Raw genomic sequence first — 17,869 nt, 5'->3', positions numbered from 1 at the left:
ATGAGGCACGGGAAGACCCGGCCCGAACGCGGGCCGCGGTCCGGATTGCTCGGCAGACTCGGTATCCGGGGCAAGCTCAACCTGCTCCTGATGCTGCCGCTGACCGCCGTGGTCCTGGTGTCGGTGCCTTACGTCGCCGGGGAGATCGACGACGCCCGGTCCGCGCGCACCACCGCCGACGTCGCGTCGCAGGCCCGCGCGCTCGGCACGCTCGCCTGGGAACTGCAGCGGGAACGGCTGCTGACGGCGCACTACATCGCGTCGTCGTCGGCGAGCAGTGCGGCGATGCTGAAACAGCAGGCCGTCGTCGCGGACACGGTGAACCAGGTGAGTTCGCAGCTGAGCGCCGACGCGCCGGAAGAACTCGCGGCGGCGCTGGTGCGCATCGGATCGCTGAACGAGATCCGGGAGAACGCGCTCCGGCGCGGCGCCTCACTCGACAGCGTGGCGCGGACGTATCACGCGGTGATCGACGCGGTCATCAACTCGCTCCGCCTGGTCCCGCAGCAGACCAGTGACGCGGCGGGCACCCAGCAGCTGACCGCGCTCGACGCGCTGCTGCGCGCGAACGAGGAGAACTCGTTGCGCGGGATGGCGTTGATCATCGTGCTGGTCACCCCCGAATCGGGCGCGCCGGTGCTGGCCGACGCGAAACAGCAGTCGTCGCTGTTCCTCGAACGGTTCGTGCAGCAGGCCGACGTCACCCAGGCCACGCAGGTCGTCGCGGTGGAGCAGGGCGAGTCCGGCCGCCGGGTCGACGCGCTGGAGGCCAGGCTCGCGGAGGCCCGTGGCCCGCAGGCCGTGCAGAGCCTGCTGCCGGACATCCTCGGCGCCGTCGACGCCCAGTCGAACCAGCGGCGCCTCGCGCAGGACGCGGTCACCACCGGCATCACCGACGCCGCGACCGCGCGAGCCGACGCGGCGCAGAATCTGGCGTGGACGATCGGTATCGGCGCCGGTGTGCTGTTCCTGCTGGTCGGTGGGCTCGCGATCGCGGTCAGCCGGTCGATCGCGGATCCGCTGCGGAAGCTGACCACGGCGGCGACCTCGGTCGCCGACCTCGCGAGCACCGAACTGGTCCGCGTCACCGACACCGAGCAGGCCGAAGAACTCGCGCCGCGGCTCGCCACCATCGACGTGTCCTCACAGGACGAACTCGGCAAGCTGGCCGAGGCGTTCAACCGGGTGCAGGCCACCGCGGCCGAACTGGTGGAACGGCAGGCCGTCACGCGGCGCAACGTCGGCCTCATGTTCGCCAACGTCGCGAAGCGCACGCAGAACCTGGTGGGCAGGCAGCTGGCGCTGGTCGACGAACTGGAGCGCAACGAGCAGGACGTCGCACTGCTGGCCAGTCTCTACCGGCTCGACCACCTCTCCACCCGCCTTCGCCGGAACGCGGACAACCTGCTCGTCGTGTCGGGGAACCGCGACGAGGCAAGGATTTCCGGCCCGATCGAGCTGTCGACGGCGCTGCGTTCGGCGCTCGCGGAGATCGAGGACTACCAGCGGGTGCGGCTCGGTTCGATGGGCGACGTGCTGCTGTCGTCGCCGTTCGGCTCCGATCTGGTGCTGATCTTCGCCGAACTGCTGGAGAACGCGACGTCGTTCTCGCCGCCGGAGTCCTTTGTGGACGTCGGGACGAAGATCCTGCCCGACGGCTCCTGCCTGATCGTGATCGTGGACCAGGGCATCGGCATGACCGCGGAGCGGCTCGCCGAGGAGAACCGGCGGCTCGTCGAACGCGAGCGGCTCGAACTGGCGCCGACCAGTGTGCTCGGGCTGTTCGTGGTCGGGCGGCTCGCGCGGCGGCACGGGCTCAAGGTCGAACTGGCCGAGACCGAGCCGGGAGCCGGGGTCACCGCGCGGATCACCATCCCGCCGACCCTGCTGACGTACCGGCCGCCCACGCCGAAGTCCGTCCCCGCGCCGCCGGTGTGGCCGACGGCGGAACCGAGCGAAGAGCCCGAACCGCCGTCGCGGCCGGAGCCTGCCGCGCACGAGCCGCCGACGTTGGCGATCGCCGGGATGATCCCGCGCGGCGGTCAGCGGGCCGGGGACTTCCGGTGGTTCCGCAAGACCGACGGGGAGATCGCGGAACCGGCTCCGGTGCCGCTGCCGCCGCCAGTGCCCGAACCGGCGCCCGTGTACCAAGCACCCGCGCCGACGCTCACCGCCGCCGATCCTGGCGAGACCCGCGGCGGGCTGCGACGCCGGGTCAAGGGCGCGCAGCTTCCCGGCGCCCCCGAAGCGCCTTCGCGGCAGAAGTCCAGGCATGATCCAGAAGCGGCCAAGGCGGCCTTCGACGGCTTCGAGGCCGGGCTGGCGAAGGCCACCGCGCCGCCGGCGGCCGTCCCGGCGCCGATGCCCACCCCGACGCCGGTGCCCGCCGCCTCGCGCGGCGGTCTCACCAGGAGGGTCCCCGGCGCGCAGCTGGCGCCGGGGCTCGCGAAAGGTCCGGCCGCGCGGCACCAGACCGCGCGGGCGGCGCTGAACACCACCAAGCCCAAGGGCATGCGTGACCCCGAGGCCGAGCGTGCCGCGTTCGACGCCTTCAGTGACGGGTTGGAGAAAGCCGTCAACCCGGAGATGCAACAGAGAGAGAAGAGCAAGAGATGACGACCGGAGTCAGCGTCGAAGCCCGGAACTTCAACTGGTTGGTGACGCGCTTCGCGCAGAACACGGCGAGCGCGATGGGCGCGATCGCCGTCTCGGCCGACGGCCTGCTGATCGCGATGTCGTCCGAGCTGGAGCGGGCGAACGCCGACCGGCTGGCCGCGATCTGCTCGGCGATGCTCGGCCTCGCGCACGGCGTCTCCGAGAGCCACCCGCTCGGTTCACCCGACAAGATCATCATCGAGCTGGAGCAGGGCTACCTGCTGGTCTGCACGATCAGCATCGGATGCTCGCTCGGCGTGCTCGCCACCAAACAGGCCAGCCTCGGCACCATCGCCTACGAGATGGCGATGTTCGCCAACCGTGCGACCGAGGTGCTCACCCCCGCGCTGATCGAGGAACTCAAGAAGAGCGTCGGCAGCTGAACTGACGAGGGGACAAGGGAATGAGCGACGACCAGGTACCTCAGCCGCGGGGCGCCGAACAGGGCATCTCGCCGCTACGCCCGTATCTGCTCACCGCCGGCCGCGCGCAGCCGGTGGACGGCACGCTCGAAATCGAGGCTCAAGTGCTCACGAGCAGGCTGGGCGCGGCGTCGCACGCGAGGCTGACGTTCGAACGGCGGGAGATCGTCTCCCTTTGCCGGGAAACGAAATCCGTCGCCGAAGTGGCGGCGATGCTCGGCCTGCACATCGGCGTGGCCAGGGTGCTCGTGGCGGATCTCGCCGCACTCGGCTACGTCGTGCTCCGTCGCCCGGCCGGTGCCTTCACCCAGGACCTCGGCATGATCGAAAGGGTCATTCGTGGACTCGAAGCAATTCGCTGAACCGGCGCCCGCCAAGCCGCCGACACCGGTCAAGATCGTCATCGCGGGCGGGTTCGGGGTCGGCAAGACGACCACCGTCGGCGCGATCTCCGAGATCAAACCGCTGACCACCGAGGCCGCCATGACCTCGGCGGGCGCGGCCGTGGACGGCTCCGGCGGGGAGGTGCCGTCGAAGACCACCACCACGGTGGCGCTGGACTTCGGCTGCATCACCATCGACGAAGAGGTGAAGCTGTACCTCTTCGGCACGCCGGGGCAGGACCGGTTCGGGTTCATGTGGCACGACCTCGTGCTGGGCGCGCTCGGCGCGCTCGTCATCGTGGACACCCGGCGGCTCGACGACTGCTATCCGGCCGTCGACTACTTCGAGAAGGCCGGGTTGCCGTTCGTGGTCGGGGTGAACGTCTTCGACGGTTCGCTGAAGCACGACCTCGAAGACGTGCGCTGGGCCCTCGCCGTCGGCGAGGACGTCCCGCTGATCACCTTCGATGCCCGGCAACGCCTTTCGGTGCGCGACGCGCTGCTGGCCGTGCTGCACAACACCTTCCGGCGGGCGTCGGCCGCGTCGTAACTTCGGCAAGGGCCCCGGTTTCGGCACGCCGACAGTGACGGCGAACGGGCAGGTCGTGAAGCTGGAGCAGGACTGGGTACAGAAGGTCGTCGGCCGGCTCTGGTGAAGTACATGAAGGCCCCCTTCCTCGCGCCTAGGTACAGGAAGGGGGCCTTCATGTACTTCGGGCCGACGGGGCGGCCCGGCGGAAGAAGTGACAATTAGCCCCTGAACGTCACACGATCCTGTTATCCTCGATCGCATTCCCGCCCATCCGGCCGCGGGAATGCGAAACGGGGTGGATGCGATGTCCGGCGACTACATGAGCGGAAGCGAGTATTCGGCGACGCTCACGGCCGCGCTCAACGGCTATTGGCAGACGCTGGAGAAGCGCTGGCTGCACGACGCCGGCCAGTTGCTGAGGGGCGGTTCGAGCCAGTTCCCCGGGGCACCGGAGCCCGCTCGTTGGCAGCCCCCGACCGACTCGTGGGGCCATCTGACGACCTGTCCGATCGTCGGGTGGGCGGTCAATGACGGCGCCGCGGCGAACCGGCCGCAGGCGGAGGCCTGTGACGGCTGGAGCGTGCGGGACGCGAAGTACGTCGAGTGCCGGGCGTTCGACGTGTTCACCCAGGTCGCGGATTGGGCGTGGCGGAAACGGGAACAGCTGGCGACCGGCATCCCGGATCTCGCGGGCGGGCCGGAACTGTCGTCGCTCGAAGAGGCTTACAGCGCCTTCTCCTCCGTCGAGAAGAAGATGCGGGTCGGCAACGCGATGGGCGACCACGACCTGGACAACATGATCGCGCTGCTCGCGGGCAGCAACGACGACTCGGGCACCCGGGCTTGGATGACCGGCTGGATGGGGCTCGCGGCGAACAGCCTCCGGGACGGTTTCCTCGCGACGGTCCTCCCCACCCTCACGCATCAGGACCTCCTCGTGCAGTGGCTCGGCAACAGCTACTCGTGCCGGGCCACGATCATCCACGCCGCCAGGAACAACATCCTGAACCTCATCGCCGAAGCCACCACCGCGCTCAACGAAGCCGCCCCCGCTCCGACGGAACCGCCCAAGGAGAAGCTGGTACTGAGCGCCGTCAGCGACAAGTGGGAGTACGCCAAAACCGTCATCGGCGCCTTGGGCCGCACGGCTCCGGCCGGCGTCGGCAACGCGCTGATCCTGCTCGAGTTCGCGATGAACATCACCGCACGGCCGTTCAACTCGGACCTGCGGTTCCCTCAGCTGGACGCGTTCTTCGCGCATGTGGACACCGGCGTCCGTGAACTCCACAGCGACCTGGACAAAGCCGAGAAGGACTACCACGACGCCATCAAGGCCATCGAGAGCGAGATCGCCGGGGTCGACCGCATCGATCTCGAGCTCTACGACATGACGCAACCTCCGGCGAAAGGCGGCCCCAAACCAGGATCGGACGGCACCCAGCGCTTCGCCGTGGACATCACGGTCGTGCTGCAGCTCGCCGAGGCCTGCTACGGAGCGGCCGAGATCTACTCGGGCTTGCTCGGGGAACTCGCGAAAACCTCTTACGCCGACGGCCAGCTCGTCGGTCGCGGGGTCGTTCCCACCGAGGCCGACACCGCCCTGAAGCAGTTACGGAACGACGTCGAGTCCTTCTTCCAGAAGACGACCGCGCGCTACCTGGCCGCGGGCGACCGCATCAAGGAAGCCGCCGAGAAGTACGCGCAGACCGACGCCGAGCAGAAGGAGCGGCTCCAGTCGTCGATCGGCACGCTCGGCGATTGGGCCAAGGAAGAGCCAGGCAAGAAGCCCGAGGGTGAACGGCGGGACCGGATCGACCTCGACCCGGACAAGGAAGGCGCCCAGAACTGACGTTCAGGCGGGCCGGGTGATCGCGGCCAGCATCAGGGCCCGGAGTTCGGCGGCCACCTCGGCGACCGGGAGCGGCGGGGTGTGCGCCTGCCACTCGCGCAGCAGACCGGTCGCCGCGCCGACGAGCGCGATCGCCGTCAGGCGGTAGTCGCGATCCGGTGCGACCCCGTGCGCGGCGGCGTGCCGGGCCTCGCTTTCGATGAACGCGGCCCACCGATCGACCCATTCCTGGTGCTGCGCCTCCAAAGCGGCGCTGACGCCGACGGCCTCGACGTAGTTCAGCCGCGGCATCCGGGGATCCGAGGTGACCGTGCTGACGAAGACGTCCAGCAGTGTCCCGATCCGGGTGACCGCGTCGGCGTCTTCCAGCGTCTCCAGGGTGCCGGTGACGTGCTCCAGCGCGAGCGCGTTGATGCGCTCGTGCAGGGTGAGCAGCACCTTCTCCTTGCTCTCGAACTCCTCGTAGAAGTTCCGCGTCGAGACGCCCGCGCGGGTGCACAACTCGGTGATCTTCGCCTGCCGGTAGCCCGTCGACGTGAACAGGTCCAGGGCCGCCAGGAGCAGGCGTTCACGCCGTTCGGCGCGCCGTTGCTCGGGCGCGACCCCGCCGTAGGTGCGGGCCACTCGACCTCCCCCGATTCGGTAACAGGGATTGCCAGATGCTAGCAACAGCGCCTACATTGCGAAAATCTCAATTACCAAACTGGAGGCAACGGTGCTTCGGACAGTTCTGGTCGCAGCTCTGACAGCCACCCTGATCGGCGCGCCGGCCGCGCAAGCCGCGCCAAGCGCTCCCGGGGACCTGGTCGACTACAAGCCGGTCATCGCCACCGCCCCGGCGAAGGCCTGGAAACTCCACTACCGCTCCACCTCGGCGACGGGGCGGCCGAACACGGTTTCGGGCATCCTGCTGGTCCCGCACACCCCGTGGACGAAGGGCGCGCGCCCGCTGGTCAGCTACGCCGTCGGCACGCACGGCCTCGGCGACCGCTGCGCGCCGTCGACCCGGCTGACGAACGGGTCCGAGAACGAAGTCCTCCTGATGAGCCAAGCGCTTTCGCGCGGCTGGGCGGTCGTCGTGACCGACTACGAGGGCCTCGGCACCCCGGGCACGCACACCTACGCCGTCGGCCAGTCCGAAGGCCGGGCCGTCCTGGACGCCGCCCGGGCCGCTTCCCGGGTCCCCGAAGCGGGCCTGTCCAAGACCGGGCCGGTCGGCGTTTTCGGTTACTCGCAAGGAGGTCAAGCCGCGGCTTTCGCCGGCGAACTGCAGCCGTCCTACGCGCCGGACGTCAACCTGGTCGGCGTCGCGGAAGGCGGGGTCCCGGCGGATCTGAACGCGGTCCTGAAGTTCAACGACGGCGGTCCGGCGTTCGGCCTCGTACTCGGTGCCGCTGTCGGCTTCGCGACCGCTTACCCGGAACTGCCGTTCACCGAGGTGCTCAACGCTAAGGGCGAGCGGGCCGTCGCGAAGGTCAAGGAAGCGTGCACCGTCGAACTCGGCGCTGCGGCGCCTTTCGCGCGGCTCAACGACTTCACGACCGTGCCCGATGTTTCGTCGGACCCGCGCTGGCAGACCCGGCTCGGCGAGAACCTGGCGGGCAAGACCAAACCCGGCGCGCCGGTCTTCCTGTACCACGCATCTCTGGACGAACTGATCCCGCTTTCGGTCGGCCAGGGCCTGCGCGACCGCTACCACGCTCTCGGCGCCGACGTCACCTGGCAGGAGTTCCCGCTGCTGGAGCACATCGGCGGCGTTTCGGCGGGCGGGCCCGTCGCGATGACCTGGCTGGGCACCAAGTTCTGACGAGCCCGGGGGATGACGCGAAAGCCACTTTCGCAACCTTGAAGGTTGCGAAAGTGGCTTTCGCAACGCTCGGCACCGTCACACGAGCCCCACCAGCCCCTCCTGAGGAGAGCAAGGGACCTTTAGTACCGCTAGGTTTTCTAGCGATGCTAGCGCCATCGGCCGGCACGCGAGACTGAATGGACGTCGCACGTGATCAGAGGGACGACACGCGTGATTGAAGGGACGACACGACCGAGGCCGGGTCTCACCCACGTGTCGTCCGTCCAGTCACGTGTGTCGTCCGTCTGATCACGCGTGTCGTCCAAACACGACCGGCATCAGACAGTGTCGAACACCCGAAGCGCGGTCACCGCGTCCGGAGCCAGCGAAGTCGTGAGCGTCCCACCGGCGGCCAAAGGCGTACGCGACCACCACTCACCCGAGGCGGCAGGCAGCGAAGGTCCGCCCACGACCAGGTCGGTCGCCAGCACCCGCCGCCCCGCCAGATGCGCGAGACTGGAGTCCAAAGTGGAGTCACCGATCTCCAGCGTCTGCCGCAGTACCGGAACGACTCCCCGCACCACATGTTGCGTGGTCACCAAAGACCCCGGCCGCTCACCCGCGCGCCCGAGAACCAGCACCTCCCGCGTATGCAGGTACGCATCAGCCGCCACGGCGGCCCGGAACTCGGCAGTGTGCCGCGCGCGAGCCGTCACCACGGTCGGCTCCGGCAGATACTCCAGCGACCCACCGTCCGCCACCACAACGTCCACAAGGGACGAACTCCCCTCCCCGTGCGGGCCGGGGAGCGCGATCGTCGCCGCGACCCCGGAAAGCCGCAGCGAAGCCCCGGCGCCGACGCGGATGGTCAGCTTCAGCTCGTCGCCGCCCAACGGCGAGGTCGCCGAATTGACCAGATGCACCACCGCCGTCGCACCGGCACCCCGCTTGGGAAGGAGCGTGAGCGGCGCCATCGAGCGCAGCTCACGCAGTACGGTCCGGCCGCCCTCGAAGCAGGCGGTCAGCCGCGCGTGCGCCTTCACCCCGCGCGGACCGGAAGCAGCGAGCGGACCCAGTCCGCGACCGCCGGCGCGTTCGGAGTGTCCACAAGGGACTGTGTGATCACCGGCAGCTCGCCCCGCATCCGGTGCGCGTCCGACGTCATCACGTCCATGTCCGCGCCGACCAGATGCGCGATGTCGATCTTGTTGATCACCAGCAGGTCCGCCGTCGTGACGCCCGGCCCGCCCTTGCGCGGCACCTTGTCGCCACCGGCGACGTCGACCACGAAGACCTGACTGTCGGCGAGCCCCCGGCTGAACACCGCGGTGAGGTTGTCCCCGCCGCTTTCGATGATCACCAGGTCCAGCCCCGGGAAGCGTTCCTCCAGCCGTTCGACGGCGTCGAGGTTCGCGGTGATGTCGTCGCGGATCGCGGTGTGCGGGCACGCACCGGTCTGCACGGCCTCGATCCGTTCCGGGTCGAGCACCCCGGCCTTGCGCAGGAAGTCGGCGTCCTCGGTGGTGTAGATGTCGTTGGTGACGACGGCGAGGTTCACCTCGTCGCCGAGCGCCCGGCACAGCGCCGCGGTGAGCGCGGTCTTCCCGCTCCCCACCGGCCCGCCGATCCCGATCCGGTACGCGCGCCCCGCGGTCGGCGCCTGCTCGTAGTGGTCGGGTTCCGCGGCGGTCGGGTCGAAGTTGACCGGGTGCACATGTCCGTGACCGTGACCATGCTCAGCTGGCAAAGAGACGCACCTCTTCCTGGTGATGCCGGGCGTGTGCCTCGGCGAACAGATCGAGCGCCGGTGAACCCGGCGCCGGGAGATCGGCCGGATCGTCGCCCGCGACCTCGGCCGCGCGCAGGGAAACCTCCCGTACCTCCTTCGAGAGACGGGCGACGACCGCGTTGACGGCGAACGGATCGAGCCCGAGCAATCGCACGGCCGCGCTCGCGGGCCCGCTGATCGCGAGGTATGCCACCGCCATCGCCGCGTCGAAGGGCACGCGAACCAGCGCACCGACGATCACCGGATGATGCGGTCGCGGAGTTTCCTTCAGCAGCTGCGAAAGCACCGGCGACGGCCACGCCGCCTTTCCCGCGCGAGCAGTTCCGCGACCCTGCGCGCGAGACGCCTCCCGCTGCGCGAGCGACGGCGTCCTGGCATCGAGTTCGAGGTCGAGTCGCCGCCAGTGTCCACTATGGACGCCTCGTGCGGCGGCATGTGCCGAAGCGGCCGCGAACACCGCGGCCAATGAACCGGCTGTTCGCAGCCGCCCGGAGAGGAAACCCGGCAGATCGCGCTCATGCGTGACCAGCTTCCGGGTGACGGCCTCTTCGAGCCCGCCGGAATGGACGTGCCCACCCCCGGGGAAGCGGGAGTCGGCGAGGATGAGCGCGGCGAGGTCCATCAGAACAGGAAGTACCTTTGCGCCATCGGCAATTCGGTCACCGGCCGCGGCTCGATCAGATCGCCGTCGACGTGCACGGCGAAACTGTCCGGATCCACCCGGATGTCCGGCGTCGCGTCGTTCAGCACCATGTCGGCCTTGCCCCGCGAGCGCGTGTTCGCGATCGGCACGAGCTTCCGCGTGATGCCGAAGCGCTCCGCTACCCCGCTTTCGAGCGCTTCCGGCGCCACGAAATGGAAGCTGCTCGCGGCGGCGACCACGGGGGCCGCGCCGAACATCGGCCGCGCGAGCACGGGCTGCGGCGTCGGGATGGACGCGTTCGCGTCGCCCATCGCCGCCCACGCCGGGAAACCGCCCTTGAGCACCACATGCGGCCGGACCCCGAAGAACTTCGGCTCCCACAGCACGAGATCCGCGAGTTTCCCGACCTCCACCGAGCCGATCTCGTGGTCCATCCCGTGCGCGATCGCGGGGTTGATCGTGTATTTGGCGACATAGCGACGAGCCCGCAGGTTGTCGGCCGCGCCGTCGCCGGGCAGGGTGCCGCGCCGTCGCTTCATCACGTGCGCGGTCTGCCAGGTCCGGATGATCACCTCGCCGATCCGGCCCATCGCCTGCGAATCCGAGCTCATCATGGAGATCGCGCCGAGATCGTGCAGGACGTCTTCGGCCGCGATGGTCGTCGGCCGGATCCGGCTTTCGGCGAACGCCAGGTCCTCGGGCACCGACGGGTTCAGGTGATGGCAGACGACGAGCATGTCGAGGTGTTCGTCGAGGGTGTTCGCGGTGTGCGGGCGGGTCGGGTTCGTCGACGACGGCAGGATGTTGGGCAGCCCGGCGACCTGGATGATGTCCGGCGCGTGCCCGCCGCCCGCGCCTTCGGTGTGGTACGCGTTGATCGAGCGGCCCCGGATGGCGTCCACAGTGGACTCCAGGAATCCGGCTTCGTTCAGTGTGTCGGTGTGGATCGCCACCTGGACACCGGATTCGTCGGCCACCGTGAGGCAGGCGTCGATCGCGGCCGGGGTGCTGCCCCAGTCCTCGTGCAGTTTGAACCCGCCGGCGCCCGCGGCCAGCTGTTCGCGCAGCGCCTCGTGCCGGACGGTGTTCCCCTTGCCCAGCAACAGGACGTTGACCGGCTGGCCGTCCATCGCCTGCAGCATCCGGCCGAGGTTCCACGCGCCGGGCGTGACGGTGGTGGCCTTGCTGCCTTCGGCCGGGCCGGTCCCGCCGCCGACGAGGGTGGTGAGGCCGGACGCCAGCGCGGTCTCGGTCAGCTGCGGGCAGATGAAGTGGACGTGGCAGTCGATCCCGCCCGCGGTGAGGATCTTCCCGTTGCCGGACAACACCTCCGTCGACGGACCGACGACCAGCGCCGGGTCGACGCCGTCCATCGTGTCCGGGTTGCCCGCCTTGCCGATGCCGACGATCCGGCCGTCGCGGACGCCGACGTCGGCCTTGACGATCCCCCAGTGGTCCAGGATCACGGCGCCGGTGATGATCAGATCCGGCGCGCCTTCGGCCCTGGTCGCCATTCCCTGGCCCATGGATTCGCGGATGACCTTGCCGCCGCCGAACAGCACTTCGTCGCCGCTGCCGGACGGACCCATACTGCGGTCTTCGGTGACCTCGACGAGCAGATCGGTGTCCGCGAGGCGGATCCGGTCGCCGGTCGTCGGGCCGAACAGTTCGGCGTACCGCTCTCGATCGATCGACGGCATCAGGACTCCATCCGCAATCCGGGCACCACACGGTTCCCGGCCAGCGGGACGAGATCGACTTCGCGTTCGACACCCGGCTCGAACCGCACCGAAGTCCCCGCGGGCACGTCGAGCCGACGCCCTCGCGCGGCTTCACGATCGAATTCGAGCCCCGGATTCACCGCCGCGAAATGGTAGTGCGAGCCGACCTGGACGGGCCGGTCGCCGAGGTTCCGCACGAGCAGCCGGACCCGCGGCCTGCCCGGGTTCAGCTCGACCGGCGCGCCGCCGGTGATGATCTCCCCTGGTCGCACTCGCGGCCCCTCCCTAGACGATCGGGTCGTGCACGGTGACGAGCTTCGTGCCGTCCGGGAAAGTGGCTTCGACCTGCACGGAATCGACCATCTCCGGCACCCCGTCCAGCACCTGTGCCCGGGAGAGCACCGTGCGGCCGCTCGCGACGAGTTCGCTCACCGTCCGGCCGTCACGGGCACCTTCGAGGACGTGGTCGGTGATCAGCGCGACCGCCTCGGGGTAATTCAGCCGGACCCCGCGTTCCAGGCGTTTGCGAGCCACGTCCGCCGCGACGTGGATGAGCAGTTTGTCCCGCTCCTGGGGGCTCAGGTGCATGGGAAAGGTCTATCACCGGAAACCGCCGGCCGCCCGATCTCGAAACACAGGATTTACCTCGGCGACCGGTACACGGAAAGTGAACGGCACCGTAACTCTTCGCGTACGAAGCCCGATTTCACTGAATCGTTCTCGTAATCGTGACCGAAAGCACCACATCTTTCGATTGCCCCACGCCGCGACGTGGAGCAAAGTTTGTCCATCCGTGCGATGAGGCGCGCCTTCGCTGCGTGCATCCCGTCCACGCATGAAACACAAAGCCGGGGAATGCGCATCGAAAGGTTTCACCACAGTGAGTACCTCCACGATCAGCACCAAGCCGTCCGACCAGGTCGACGACGGTTTCCGACCGGGTCTCGAAGGTGTGGTCGCCTTCAAGACCGAAATCGCCGAGCCCGACCGTGACGGTGGCGCACTGCGCTATCGAGGTGTCGACATCGAGGATCTCGCCGGCAAGGTGACCTTCGGTGACGTCTGGGGCCTTCTCGTCGACAGTCGCTTCGGCCACGGGCTACCGCCCGCCGAGCCGTTCCCGCTGCCGGTGCACACCGGTGACGTCCGCGTCGACGTCCAGGCCGCGCTCGCCATGCTCGCCCCCATCTGGGGTTACCGGCCGCTGCTCGACATCACCGACGACGAAGCGCGCGACCAGCTGGCCCGCGCCTCGGTGATGGCGCTTTCGTACGTCGCCCAGTCCGCGCGCGGTATCGGGCAGCCCGCCGTCCCGCAGACCCGGGTCGACGAGGCGAAGTCGATCACCGAACGCTTCATGGTCCGCTGGCGCGGCGAGCCCGACCCGGCCCATGTCAAGGCCATCGACGCCTACTGGGTCTCGGCCGCCGAACACGGCCTCAACGCCTCCACCTTCACCGCCCGGGTCATCGCCTCGACCGGCGCCGACGTGGCCGCGGCGCTGTCCGGCGCGATCGGCGCCATGTCCGGCCCGCTGCACGGCGGCGCGCCGGCGCGAGTGCTGCCGATGATCGAAGAAGTCGAGAAGACCGGTGACGCCGTCGGCCTGGTCAAGGGCATCCTGGACCGCAAGGAACGGATGATGGGCTTCGGGCACCGCGTGTACCGCGCGGAGGACCCGCGGGCACGCGTGCTGCGCCGCACGTGCCAGGAGCTCGGCGCGTCGCGCTACGAGGCGGCCGCCGAGCTGGAGCAGGTGGCGCTGAAGGAGCTGCGCGAGCGGCGTCCGGACCACCCGATCGAGACCAACGTCGAGTTCTGGGCGGCCGTGATCCTGGACTTCGCCGAGGTACCGCCGCACATGATGCCCGCGATGTTCAGCTCGGCGCGCACCGCCGGCTGGGCCGCGCACATCCTGGAGCAGAAGAAGACCGGGCGCCTGGTGCGGCCGTCGGCCAAGTACGTCGGGCCGGAGCCGCGTAAGCCCGAGGACGTCGAAGGCTGGGACCTGGTCGTCAAGCAGTCCTGACCGTCGTATGTCATGAAAGGGTCGTTCTTGACGTTTTTTGTCCTGAACGACCCTTTCATGACATCTGCGGGACCGAAGAATCGTGCGCCGCGGTCGCCGAAAGCATGGCCGTGAGCTGATCGACCAGCCACCCGTCGAGGGCTTCGCGCGGCACGGCTCGCTCCTGCAGCCAGCTCAGCAGCGAGCCCTCCACCACCGCGGTCCAGCAGCGCAACGTCAGCAGGAGCATGGGCGAGGGCTCCGACACTCCCAGCGCGTCGAGGATGAGCTCGACGGCGCGGTTGCGGACCTCGTCGATCGCCGCGTCGGTCTCCGAAGTCGCGATCACCGAGCCGCTGCGCAGCAGCGCGACATAACCCGCCCGGTAGTGGTCGGCGACGTCGATCAGCCCGCGGACGGCGGCCCGCAGGCGGGTTTCGGGCGGCCCTTCCTCCAGCCCGGCCAGGCCGTCGATAAGGCCTTCGGTGACCGTTTTCAGCGCCTCGACCTGCAGTTCCCGCAGACTCGAGAAATACCGGTAGAACAGCGGCCGTGATACCTCGGCGCGGGCGATGATGTCGTCGACCGTGACGAGTTCGGGCGCGCGCGAGCCGAACAGGTCCAGCGCGGCGCGGATCAGGTCCTCGCGGCGCGCTTCCGGCGACATCCGGCGTGGACGTCTGGTCACGGGGTGACGTCCAGTTTCGCCGCGGCCCGCAGCAGCCCGGGGGTGAGCCGGGAGAGGACGAGCGCGGCCTTGGCCTCCGGGGTCGACGGCTGGATCGCCTTGTCCTTCTCGACCGCGCGAAGGATGTCGCGCGCGACCTTCTCCGGGCCGAAACCGCGTTTCGCGTACAGCTTGCTGCTCGACTTCTGGCGCCGCTTCTGCTCGATCTCGTCGACGCCGACGAAACGGGTGGTGCTGGTGATGTTCGTGTTCACGATGCCGGGACAGATCGCGGTGACGCCGATGTTCTCGGCGGCGAGCTCGGCCCGCAGACAGATGCTCAGGGTCAGTACGGCGGATTTCGTGGTGGCGTAGGCGGAAAGGATCTTCGACGGCAGATAAGCGGCGGCCGAAGCGACGTTGACGATCTGGCCGCCTTCGGCCCGCTCGCGCATCTGCTCGGCGAAGACGCGGCAGCCGTGGATGACGCCCCACAGGTTCACGTCGATGAGGCGTTCCCAGTCCTCGACCGTCGTGTCGAGGAACGGGCCGGACAGGCCGATCCCCGCGTTGTTGACGACGATGTCCGGAACCCCGAACTCCTCCTTGACCTGCTGGGCGAACTTCTCGACCGCCTCGGCGTCGGAGGAGTCCACTGTGTACTCGCCGACGGTGACGCCCTTGTCCCGCAGGAGTTTCGCCGTTTCCGCGGCGGCCGAGCCGTTGATGTCGGTGATGACCAGGTCGGCACCCTTGTCCGCGAACGCGAGCGCCGTCGCGCGGCCGATGCCGCTGCCGGCACCGGTCACCACGACGAGCTTGTGCGCGAACCCGCCGGATCGGGCCCGCTTGAGCGCACGGCTCTCCTCGCCGCCTTCGACGTGGTCGATCAGCTCGGCGGTGGCGTCGGCGATCACCTGGGGCTTCTCCCGGACGACCCAGTGCGTGCCGACGATCCGGCGGATCCTGAGGTCCGGCGCCCAGCGCTCGATCTCGGTCTGCAGCGGCGTGGTGACGAATTTGTCGCCGGTGGGCGCGAGCACCTGTACCGGGATTTCGGCCGGCCGCGGCCTCGGCCGGGAAAGACGCGTGAACATGTTGGCGCGATAGAGGTTGAGTCCATACAGACCGTCCGAAGTGGACGGCGCTCCGGCCGCCGGGTCCATCCGGCCGATCAGCGCACCCATCGCGCCGGTGCGCCAGAGCAGCTGCGGGATCAGCGGGACCTGGAAGCCGAGGATGTAGGTCGAATGCGCCCCTTGGACGAGCGCGTTCTTGAGCCTTTTCGGGCTCGGGCGCACCTGCGCGCGGAACCACGCGCCGGCGTGGTCGAGGCTCGGCCCGGAGATCGACGTGAACGACGCGAGCCGTCCGCGCAGCTTTTCGCCGGTGACCGAATGCCAGGTCTGAATGGAGCCCCAGTCGTGCGCGAGCAGGTGGACCCTGCCCTCGGGCTGGACCTCGTCGACGACTGCGGCCAGATCGTCGGACAGCTGGTCCAGTTTGTAGGACGCGCGTCCCGACGGCTTGTCCGAGCGGCCCGCGCCGCGGACGTCGTAGACGACGACCCGGTAGCGGCGTTCCAGCACGGCCGCGATGCCGTCCCACATGGAGCCGTTGTCCGGGTAGCCGTGGACGAGCACCACCGTGGGCGCGTCGTCGACGCCGGTCACCCGGACCGAGAGGCGGACACCGTCGCTGGCCGTCACCCACTTGTGAGACATGATGTCATGTTAGACAACTTGTCAATAAGGGCGCTTTTTCAGTACCGCGCGACCGAGGGTCCACAAGGTGTCGATCACCAGGACGAAGGTCCAGATCCGGCCGATATTCAACAACCAGTGACCACTGGAGTTCCAGTACCACTCGGCGGGATGAGGGTCGCCGAACAACGCTTCGACAGGCCAGCTGTAACCGGCGAACGCCAGCGCCGCCTGCGCGACGACGTACACCGCGACATGGACCATCCAGTTGCGGAGCGGATTCGCGCGCTTGTTCGGCTCCTTCGTCACCGATTCGGCCGCTTGCGGACTCTCCCCGACCGTGCGGGTTACCGGCTTTTCCTTTTGTGACACCGTTTTTCGTGGTTCCACGGGAAACTCCGCAACTCCGACACGCCGTACGGCGCCACGAACCACGAACGATCCGAAGAGCAGGAGCGCCGCCGCGCCGAAGCAGGCGGCGCGCCACCCGGCGTCCGAACCGTAGAGCTGCCCCGCCACGAAGGTGCCGATCGTCGCTCCGAGTAGCGTCGCGCTCTCGTAGATCCCCATCGCGCGGCCGAGACTGAGCCCGGCCGCCTCGGCGACCACCGCCTGCTCCACCGGGATGGCCGCCGCGAACGCCGCCGCGGACAGCACCCACATGACCGCGAGCACCGGCGGACTCGGCGCGAAGGCCAGCCCGGCGGCGAAGATCGCGCTCGCCACCATCGCCAGTGCGAGCACCCGCGTCCGGCCGACCTTGCGGACGAAGCCGTGCAGGTAGTCCGGCAGCAGGCTGTACACGATGAAGCCGGGGATGAACACCGCCGCGATCTCGCCGAGTTGCAGCTGGTGCCCGCGTTGCAGGTGCATCAGGAGCAACAGGGCGACCCCGGCCTCCGCCATCGCGGTCAACGCGACGAGCGCGAGCATCGGGCGCATCCTCTTGCCCAGTTGCAGCAGCCGCGGCGCGCCTTCTTCGCGCACGGGTGCGGACTTCGCGTTCAGCAGGACCACCGCGGCCACCGCGCAGGCCGCCGCGCCGAGCCAGAACACACCCCGGTAGTCGATCCAGGCGATGGCGGTCAGCGCGACCACGAACGCGATCCACGTTCCGCCGCCCTCGGCCGCGAACAGCTTGCTGAACGCCCCGTCGTCCCTCGCGAGCCCCTCGCCCACGCGGGCCCGCAACGCGACCCAGAACAGCGCGCCGCCCGCGCCGCCGAGAACCGCGGCCAGATAGGCGACCCCGATCCCCGGCGCCACCGCATAGACCACAAAGGACAGTCCATAGAGGACCGCGCCGACGGCCGCGATCCGGCCGCGATCGAACCGGTCCGCGAGGGAACCCGCGATCGGCCGGGCCACGAACGACACCAGCGTCTCCAGCGCCGTCAGCGCGCCGACCTCGGCGGCCGACGCGCCGAGCTGGCTCCCCACCCACAGCGGCAGGAGGAAATCGAGAACCTCCGCCGGACCCTTGGTCAGCGCGGCGGCGAGCTGGTTCTCCTCCGCCCTTCGTTTCTGCGCTACTTCGTCCACCCCAGTACCCCCTTTTCGGATACGACTGTATTCTAAAGAGTGCCGGGTGAGCAACTTGCGGACGATGTCGCGAAAGCCACTTTCGCAACGTTGAAGGTTGTGAAAGTGGCTTTCGCAACGCCCAGCTCGGGCCACGAAGGGCAAATCAGCCAACGGCGAGGGAGGA

17 protein-coding genes are annotated in these 17,869 nt (G+C 69.1%); 7 read left to right on the top strand and 10 right to left on the bottom strand.

Annotated features, from left to right (window positions below; all coding sequences use genetic code 11):
• From NQK81_RS29450 to NQK81_RS29430, 5 genes are all read left to right on the top strand, one after another.
• Positions 1 to 2,616 (top strand): sensor histidine kinase, encoded by a 2,616-nt coding sequence (locus NQK81_RS29450; protein WP_257484088.1) that lies wholly within the window; start codon positions 1 to 3, stop codon positions 2,614 to 2,616.
• Complete coding sequence (locus NQK81_RS29445) at positions 2,613 to 3,038, top strand: roadblock/LC7 domain-containing protein (protein ID WP_005156032.1); 426 nt, start codon at positions 2,613 to 2,615, stop codon at positions 3,036 to 3,038. Before NQK81_RS29450 ends, NQK81_RS29445 begins: the two co-directional genes overlap by 4 nt.
• Positions 3,039 to 3,058: 20 nt before the next feature.
• The gene (locus NQK81_RS29440) at positions 3,059 to 3,439 is read left to right on the top strand and encodes a DUF742 domain-containing protein (protein ID WP_034308529.1); all 381 of its coding nucleotides are present in this window, start codon (positions 3,059 to 3,061) and stop codon (positions 3,437 to 3,439) included.
• A complete protein-coding gene (locus NQK81_RS29435; protein WP_126730503.1) occupies positions 3,417 to 4,010 on the top strand; it encodes a GTP-binding protein in 594 nt (197 codons plus the stop codon). Before NQK81_RS29440 ends, NQK81_RS29435 begins: the two co-directional genes overlap by 23 nt.
• Before the next feature lie 286 nt (positions 4,011 to 4,296).
• A complete protein-coding gene (locus tag NQK81_RS29430; RefSeq protein ID WP_257484087.1) occupies positions 4,297 to 5,841 on the top strand; it encodes a hypothetical protein in 1,545 nt (514 codons plus the stop codon).
• 3 nt (positions 5,842 to 5,844) lie between these two features.
• On the opposite strand, the gene NQK81_RS29425 is transcribed toward NQK81_RS29430, so the two are convergent.
• The gene (locus NQK81_RS29425) at positions 5,845 to 6,465 is read right to left on the bottom strand and encodes a TetR/AcrR family transcriptional regulator (protein ID WP_257484086.1); all 621 of its coding nucleotides are present in this window, start codon (positions 6,463 to 6,465) and stop codon (positions 5,845 to 5,847) included.
• Positions 6,466 to 6,556: 91 nt separating this feature from the next.
• Between NQK81_RS29425 and NQK81_RS29420 the strand changes: the two genes are divergently transcribed.
• On the top strand, positions 6,557 to 7,648 hold the full coding sequence (locus tag NQK81_RS29420; protein WP_257484085.1) for a lipase family protein: 1,092 nt from the start codon (positions 6,557 to 6,559) through the stop codon (positions 7,646 to 7,648).
• 320 nt (positions 7,649 to 7,968) lie between these two features.
• Here NQK81_RS29420 and NQK81_RS29415 read toward each other — a convergent pair whose 3' ends face one another.
• From NQK81_RS29415 to NQK81_RS29390, 6 genes are read right to left on the bottom strand one after another with little or no spacing between them, the layout of a single operon-like run.
• A complete protein-coding gene (locus NQK81_RS29415) occupies positions 7,969 to 8,673 on the bottom strand; it encodes an urease accessory protein UreD (protein WP_257484084.1) in 705 nt (234 codons plus the stop codon).
• Positions 8,670 to 9,377, bottom strand: coding sequence for an urease accessory protein UreG (gene ureG, locus NQK81_RS29410; RefSeq protein ID WP_037348019.1), 708 nt, complete (start codon positions 9,375 to 9,377; stop codon positions 8,670 to 8,672). Before ureG ends, NQK81_RS29415 begins: the two co-directional genes overlap by 4 nt.
• Positions 9,367 to 10,041 carry an urease accessory protein UreF gene (locus NQK81_RS29405; protein WP_257484083.1) on the bottom strand — a complete coding sequence of 225 codons (675 nt, stop codon included), beginning with the start codon at positions 10,039 to 10,041 and terminating at the stop codon, positions 9,367 to 9,369. The genes ureG and NQK81_RS29405 overlap by 11 nt, the downstream gene beginning before the upstream one ends.
• Positions 10,041 to 11,762: an urease subunit alpha gene (locus tag NQK81_RS29400; protein ID WP_126730491.1), complete on the bottom strand. Its 1,722-nt coding sequence runs from the start codon at positions 11,760 to 11,762 to the stop codon at positions 10,041 to 10,043. The genes NQK81_RS29405 and NQK81_RS29400 overlap by 1 nt, the downstream gene beginning before the upstream one ends.
• Entirely contained in the window at positions 11,762 to 12,055 is a 294-nt protein-coding gene (locus NQK81_RS29395; protein WP_257484082.1) for an urease subunit beta, read from the bottom strand. The genes NQK81_RS29400 and NQK81_RS29395 overlap by 1 nt, the downstream gene beginning before the upstream one ends.
• 13 nt (positions 12,056 to 12,068) lie before the next feature.
• Positions 12,069 to 12,371, bottom strand: coding sequence for an urease subunit gamma (locus NQK81_RS29390; protein WP_126730487.1), 303 nt, complete (start codon positions 12,369 to 12,371; stop codon positions 12,069 to 12,071).
• Between the two features lie 292 nt (positions 12,372 to 12,663).
• Between NQK81_RS29390 and NQK81_RS29385 the strand changes: the two genes are divergently transcribed.
• Positions 12,664 to 13,812: a citrate synthase 2 gene (locus NQK81_RS29385; RefSeq protein ID WP_126730486.1), complete on the top strand. Its 1,149-nt coding sequence runs from the start codon at positions 12,664 to 12,666 to the stop codon at positions 13,810 to 13,812.
• 55 nt (positions 13,813 to 13,867) lie between these two features.
• Here NQK81_RS29385 and NQK81_RS29380 read toward each other — a convergent pair whose 3' ends face one another.
• Genes NQK81_RS29380 through NQK81_RS29370 form a run of 3 tightly spaced genes read right to left on the bottom strand, consistent with a single transcriptional unit; the run spans position 13,868 to position 17,703 of the window.
• Positions 13,868 to 14,458, bottom strand: coding sequence for a TetR/AcrR family transcriptional regulator (locus tag NQK81_RS29380; protein ID WP_257489875.1), 591 nt, complete (start codon positions 14,456 to 14,458; stop codon positions 13,868 to 13,870).
• Between the two features lie 17 nt (positions 14,459 to 14,475).
• Complete coding sequence (locus NQK81_RS29375) at positions 14,476 to 16,167, bottom strand: SDR family oxidoreductase (protein WP_257489874.1); 1,692 nt, start codon at positions 16,165 to 16,167, stop codon at positions 14,476 to 14,478.
• 36 nt (positions 16,168 to 16,203) lie between these two features.
• On the bottom strand, positions 16,204 to 17,703 hold the full coding sequence (locus NQK81_RS29370) for an MFS transporter (RefSeq protein ID WP_257484081.1): 1,500 nt from the start codon (positions 17,701 to 17,703) through the stop codon (positions 16,204 to 16,206).
• Positions 17,704 to 17,869 lie beyond the last annotated feature (166 nt).

It is taken from the genome of Amycolatopsis roodepoortensis, assembly GCF_024628825.1.
GTDB classification, from domain to species: Bacteria; Actinomycetota; Actinomycetes; order Mycobacteriales; family Pseudonocardiaceae; genus Amycolatopsis; species Amycolatopsis roodepoortensis.
Note: the sequence above shows the minus strand (reverse complement) of the source record. Positions and strands in the feature narration are given on the sequence as shown.